General features: G+C 66.5%; 2 protein-coding genes. Both read left to right on the forward strand.

All coding sequences use genetic code 11. The annotated features are described in order from the left end of the window. The coding region (locus EN925_RS30115) for an FAD binding domain-containing protein (RefSeq protein WP_206632998.1) at nt 1-602 on the forward strand (602 nt) is incomplete at its 5' end. Further along, nucleotides 599-2,896 (forward strand): xanthine dehydrogenase family protein molybdopterin-binding subunit, encoded by a 2,298-nt coding sequence (locus tag EN925_RS30120; RefSeq protein WP_128337145.1) that lies wholly within the window; start codon nt 599-601, stop codon nt 2,894-2,896. The genes EN925_RS30115 and EN925_RS30120, both read left to right, overlap by 4 nt. Nucleotides 2,897-3,024: the final 128 nt, after the last annotated feature.

A 3,024-nucleotide genomic window follows, 5' to 3' on the forward strand; every position in this document is an offset into this window, starting at 1 on the left:
CCGCCTGCAACAAGCGTCAGCCCGGCTCTGGCTGTTCGGCGATCGGCGGCGTTACCCGTGGCCATGCGGTGCTTGGCATCAGCGACGCCTGCATCGCCATGTATCCGGGCGACCTCGCCGTGGCGCTGGTCGCCTTCGATGCGATCGTGCATCTGGGCGAGCGCCACATCCCGGTCGACGACTTTTTCCTGCTGCCCGGCACCACGCCGGATCGGGAACATGCGATCGAACCGGGCGAGATGATCACCGCGATCGAGATCCCCGGCTCGGCCTCTGCCCGGCGTTCGACTTATCTCAAGATCCGCGACCGGCAATCCTATGAGTTTGCCGCCGCGAGCGCGGCGGTCGGCATTGAGTTCGAACCTGACGGCCGAACGATCCGCGATTTGCGCGTCGCGCTTGGCGGCGTCGCGACCAAGCCGTGGCGTGCGCGGGCCGTGGAAAACGCGCTGAAGGGCAAGGTGCTTGAGCCGGACACTGTGCGCGCCGCCAGCCTGCTCGCCGTCGAAGGCTCTGTCGACCATGGCGCCAACCATTACAAGGTCGAACTGGCGCCGCGCGTCGTCGCCCGCGCCATCCGCAAATTGGGAGAGACGGCATGACCGTTCACAACATCAGGCATGGGGATGCGTCCGACGGCGCTTTTGCCGAAGCCGTCGGCGGCCGGCTGTCGCGCATCGACGGCCCGGCCAAGATCACCGGTGCGGCGAAATACGCCGTCGAGCAGCAGCTCGAAGGCCTCGCCTACGCCGTCCTGGTCGAGAGCACGATTGCATCGGGCAAGGTGCGCGCGATCGACACCACTGCCGCCGAGGTGGCGCCCGGCGTGCTGCAGGTGCTGACGCCGGACACCATCATCAGCCTGAAAACCGCGGCGGACTGGTTCGGCACGCCGCCGCCCGACAAGCCGTATTGCCCACTCGCGCGCGACATCACCTTTTCGGGTCAGCATGTCGCTGCCGTGGTGGCCGAGACCTTCGAGCGGGCGGTCGCGGCGGCAGCACTGGTCCAGGTCAGCTATGAGGAAACGCCTGCCATCGTCGACCTCAGCGACGGCAAGGCCGGCGATGGCATCGCGATCGATGCCATGACCAAGGAGTGGGGCGACGCGCAAGGTGCGTTTGCCTCGGCGCCGGTCCGCATCTGCGCCGCCTACAACACGCCGCGCGAGTACCAGGCGCCGATGGAGCCGCATGGCCTGATCGCCCGCTGGGAGGGCGACCACCTCACCGTGTGGGAGCCGAGCCAATGGCTGGACGGCATGGCGCGCACCTATGCCGAATGGTTCGGTGTGCCGTTCGAGAACGTGCGGCTGGTGTCGCCCTATATTGGCGGCGGCTTCGGCTCCAAGGCGCTGGCGCTCAGCCATGGCGCGGTGGCCGCCTGTGCGGCCAAAATGCTCGGCCGGCCGGTGCGGCTGGTGATGACCCGGCCGCAGACTTTTACCGGCTATGGCGGCCGCGCGGCGACGCGCCAGACGGTGACGATCGGCGCCGACGTGCAGGGAAAGATCCAGTCGATCGTGCATCGCGGCGTCAATGAAACATCCATCGACGGCATGTGGGTCGAGCCGCTCGGATCGGTCACCTCGATCATGTACACAACGCCGAATTTCTCCTCGAAGCAGAATGTCGTACGGGTCAATTCGGTGGTGCCGGGCGCCATGCGCGCGCCGGGCGAAAACCCCTCAGCCTTCGGTATCGAAAGCTCCATCGACGAGCTTGCCTACGAGGTCGGCATCGATCCGCTGGAGATCCGGCTCCGAAACTATGCCGAGCAGGATCCACATGCCAAAAAAGCTTGGTCGACCAGGCAGTTGCGCGAGGCTTTTGCTGCAGGCGCCGAACGCTTCGGCTGGTCCAGGCGCACACCCGAACCGCGCTCGATGCGCGACGGCAACCAGTTGATCGGCTGGGGCGTCGCCGCCGGCACCTATCCGGTGCGACGCGCCTATGGCGAGGCGCTCGTGCGCATCCTGGCCGATGGTTCGGTCGAGGTCGAAAGCTCCTCGATCGACATGGGCCAGGGCACCTACACGATCCTGGCGCAGACCGCCGCCGAAACCGTCGGCGTACGAGCTGACGACGTGGTGGTGAAGCTCGGTGACTCCCGCTTTCCGCGCGCCGGCGTCACCGGCGGTTCGCGGCTGGCCGGCGTGATGACGGGTGCGGTCTACAAGGCGGCAACCTCGGCCCTCGACCAGTTGGTGGGCCTCGCCATCAGCGATCCACGCTCGCCCTTCCACGCGCTGCAGGCCAACACGCTGGTCGTCGCCAATGGCCGTATCGCTTCGCCGCGCGGCGACGGCCCCGATGTCTCCGTCGCCGAACTGCTCAAGAGCGTCGGCCGCGACCACATCGAAGCCACCGGCGACACCATGCCGGCCAATTCGACGCCAGAGGATCGCTACAAGAACTACACCACCATCGCCATGTCGGTGCCGCACACCGAGGGCGACTATTCCCGCCACTCCTGGTGCGCGCATTTCATCGAGGTGCGCGTCGACGAGGACTTTGGCACGGTGCGTGTATCGCGCGTGGTGTCGGCGCTGGATTCGGGCCGGCTCTACAACCCGAAACTTGCCGAAAGCCAATGGAAGGGCGGCATCATCATGGGCATCGGCCAGGCGCTGCTCGAAGAAGGCATCGTCGACCGCCGCCACGGCCGCATCGTCAACAACAACCTCGCCGACTACCTCGTGCCGACCAATGCCGACATCCCCGACATCGAGGTGATCTCGGTCGGCATCCCCGACCTGCATTCCTCGGTGCTCGGCGGCAAGGGCGTTGGCGAACTGGCCATTGTCGGCGTGGCGCCGGCGATTGCCAACGCGGTGTTCCATGCGACGGGAAAGAGGATCAGGGATCTGCCGATCACGCTGGAGAAGCTGATTTAAGGGCGGTGGCCGATCTCCCCCTTGAGGGTCCCCTTGTGGGGAGGCCAGGCCGCAGCTTCGGGCGGTGGTGCTCCCTCCACACTTTCACCTTCAGCACTCGCGCAACCATCAAGGGGTAAGACCATGAG

The organism is Mesorhizobium sp. M7A.F.Ca.US.006.04.2.1, assembly GCF_004022915.1.
Classification (GTDB): domain Bacteria; phylum Pseudomonadota; class Alphaproteobacteria; order Rhizobiales; family Rhizobiaceae; genus Mesorhizobium; species Mesorhizobium ciceri.

Excerpts from the sequence above, each read along its gene's own strand:
- EN925_RS30120 (WP_128337145.1), top strand. The coding sequence starts at position 599 with ATGACCGTTCACAACATCAGGCATGGGGATGCGTCCGACGGCGCTTTT.